Origin of the sequence: Opacimonas viscosa, assembly GCF_024199005.1 — a bacterium.
GTDB lineage: Bacteria > Pseudomonadota > Gammaproteobacteria > Enterobacterales > Alteromonadaceae > Opacimonas > Opacimonas viscosa.
Map to the genome: position 1 here is coordinate 1 of NZ_JANATA010000041.1, position 3,076 is coordinate 3,076.

A 3,076-nucleotide genomic window follows, 5' to 3' on the forward strand; every position below is an offset into this window, starting at 1 on the left:
CAGCATTGGCTTCTGCTGTACCAGATAAGGTCGTGGTTTGCTCAGCACCATTAATTACATTATCAGCCGTAACATCAGTAATCGTCGGTGCTGTCGGTGCAGTATTATCTAATTCAAACTCATTATCAGATTGCCCCACCGAACCAAAAGCTAACGGTTGTGCACTAACGTCACCTATAAGTGTGGCTGCCCCCAATGAAATGGATTTAACTATCACAGTACTGGAATCACCACCTGGCGCTGTTGCTGTAAATGTCACTGTTTTAGCACTACCGTCATGACTTGCATAAGTCGCAACAACATCTTCATCACCCAGTGTGATAGTTAAAGTTGGAGTAGCCTCATTCAAGTTCAAAGTAAATACTTCTGATACTGTTGCAGTGATGGTTAAAGACTCACCTGTTTTAGCAATGTCACTATCGCCTTGTGTGACGTCTATAGATAAAATCACTGGAGCAGATACTGCACTGATGGCAATATCCTGACTGATACTTAACCCACTTTTATCTGTTGCCGTAACCGTAATATTTGATGCTTCTGTATCTGTTGACGCTATCCCAGATAAGACACCATCCTCAAATATTATTCCATCTGGTAATGTGCCCATAATGCTATATGTTAAATCATCTCCAGCATCCACATCTGTAAACGCTGACTTAACATCTAAGCTAAACGCTTGACCGACTACCGCTATTTGGTCTGCGATACTCGTCACCGTTGGCGCTTCGTTCACATCGGTGATATTCACCGTCATTGTATCGCTGGATGAATTGCCGGCTGCATCAACTAAATCAAAGGCTACCTTGAACTCTGTCTGTTCTGACTCAAAATCCTGAGGAGATTTGAGCGTCAACGCACCATCCACTAACGTGAATAAATCAGAATCTTCACCCGTTCCCAAGGTGACTGTTGCCGTTTCACTCGTCTCGATAGTTCCTACTGATGTGCTATTTTCTGCTGCAGATAATAACTCTGTCGTCAGTGAGGCCGCTTGCGTATCTACCTTAATGTCTAAAGAGTTACTTAGCACAACCGGATTTCCAGCAAGATCTGAGAAACTATTTGCAGCAAGAGTGATTGAAGCCGTCCCTTCCATATTTTCTTCAGGTGTAAACGTAGCCTGTGCAACATCATCAACTATTGTTAATTCACTTAAGATTCCACCCGTTACTGTAAAATCAGTCAAAGAGAGGTCAGCATTCGGCGCTTCAGTAAATGTCATGGTAACTAATGTAGATTCACCAGCTTTTAAACTATTTTGCGCTGAAGTAATCGTCACCGTAGGTGCTTTCGAATCAACGTTTGCAATTACACTGCCTGACACACCCAGGTTACCAATTTTATCATTATATGACTGAGCAATAACTGAAACGGAACCAGCAACTTCAACATCTGCATTAGGTGTAAATGTTACTGTTCTTGAAGTACCTGCTCCTTCGAAATTTGATAAAGTCCCCCCCGTAGCAACTAAGTCATCAATACTGATTGAATCTAATGGGTCTTCACTAAAAGTGAATGTAACTGTCGCCCTATCTGAAGCATTTACTAGAGTATCATCAATGGTTACGAGTACAGTGGGCGATGTACTATCTACAGTCAGTGACGATTCTTCTGTTTTAACAACACTTGTGTTTCCAACACGGTCAGTAATATAGCTTTTTATTGTATAAGTACCATCTACTAAATCTTCTAATGAAGTCGAGACACTGCCCTGAGCAATATTTGAAGCCGATAAAGTAACCTCAGTTGATATGGTCGTATCACCTTGACTAGCTTCAATGGTTATTGTGTCTCCTGACACAGCTGCTTTACCGGAAACGTCTGCAACATCAAATGTTACTGTTACATTAGGCGTGTTATCTTTGGTTAATTCATCGAAACTTATTGATTTGACAGCATCAGGGCTAATATCATCAAAGGCCTCAGCTTGCGCTTGCGAGACTTCATCAAAACTTGTAGCTGCTTGTAATGTTTGGGTAACTTGCACAATGTCAGCGACTTCTAAGGTGGACGTTACTTCAGTTACTGCTGATGTAACAACTGCAGTATCTGTAAAATCAATAGCTGTTTCTGTAGTAACAATCTGATCAACTAAATTATTGATAATGGTTTGTGAGTCATTTGCAACTTCTGTAGCGGTTTTACCCTGTGTTGCAAGTTCAATTATGGCTACAACCTGAGTTGCCGCTTTTTGCACAGTTAACGCTTCAGTAGCGTTATTATCAGCAGCATTTAGGGAAGATATTGGATCAAACTTGGTTAAATCCAATTCAGTCGACACCCCTAACGCTGCATTAACTGAGGCTTTAGCATCATCTAGACTAGTACCTTCATTGTTTTCGAGAACAGTTTGAATTAGCGTAGTTATTGGGTTAATGACCGATGAACCTGCTGGGGCTTTCAACGCCGTATTATTGGGTAAACCTGTATCTATGTTAACCCCTCCAGTTGCTATAATTGCGTAACCATTAGGATTATCTGATGCCGAAAGAACAAAATTCCCCAGTCCGTCAGTAATGACACCCGTTACCAACTCGTCAGCATCAGCTAAACCGTTTGCATTGGCATCCAGATAAATCTGCGCCCCACGGATATAACCATCAGCAACCACTCCAGAACTAAAGGTATCAACATCATTACCAGCGTTGTCTTGCACAGATGTAGCTTGATCTCCTGCAGCATCAGTATAACCAACGACAATCGCCGCACCAGCGGCAAAAGCATCAGTCAAAACGAGTATAACTTCAGCTCCTGAAACAGTTGCAGAAACAACTTCATTCGTATTATTTCCTGTCACGACATTAAATGCACTTGTATCTATTGCATTTACATCATCTAGGTCTGCAGAGTAAGTCAGCGTTATCTGCTGATTCGCAGAGTCAGCTTCGATAGAAACAATGGTCGGCGCCACTGTATCAACGCTAATCGCTTTGGTCGTTGTCGTTGATGAGTTACCCGCAGCATCCGTTGCTGTAATAGTAATATCTTCAGCACCTTCACCCATCGCCGTAACATCCGCCGCGGTCAAATCATATGACCATGCTCCGTCTGCATCCGCTGTTAAGGACTTGGTTAA

At 42.2% G+C, this 3,076-nt stretch carries 1 protein-coding gene; it reads right to left on the reverse strand.

Features of this window, described 5'->3' with window-relative positions; all coding sequences use genetic code 11:
* On the reverse strand, positions 1 to 3,076 hold a 3,076-nt coding region (locus tag NLF92_RS12565), incomplete at both ends, for an Ig-like domain-containing protein (protein WP_254102510.1).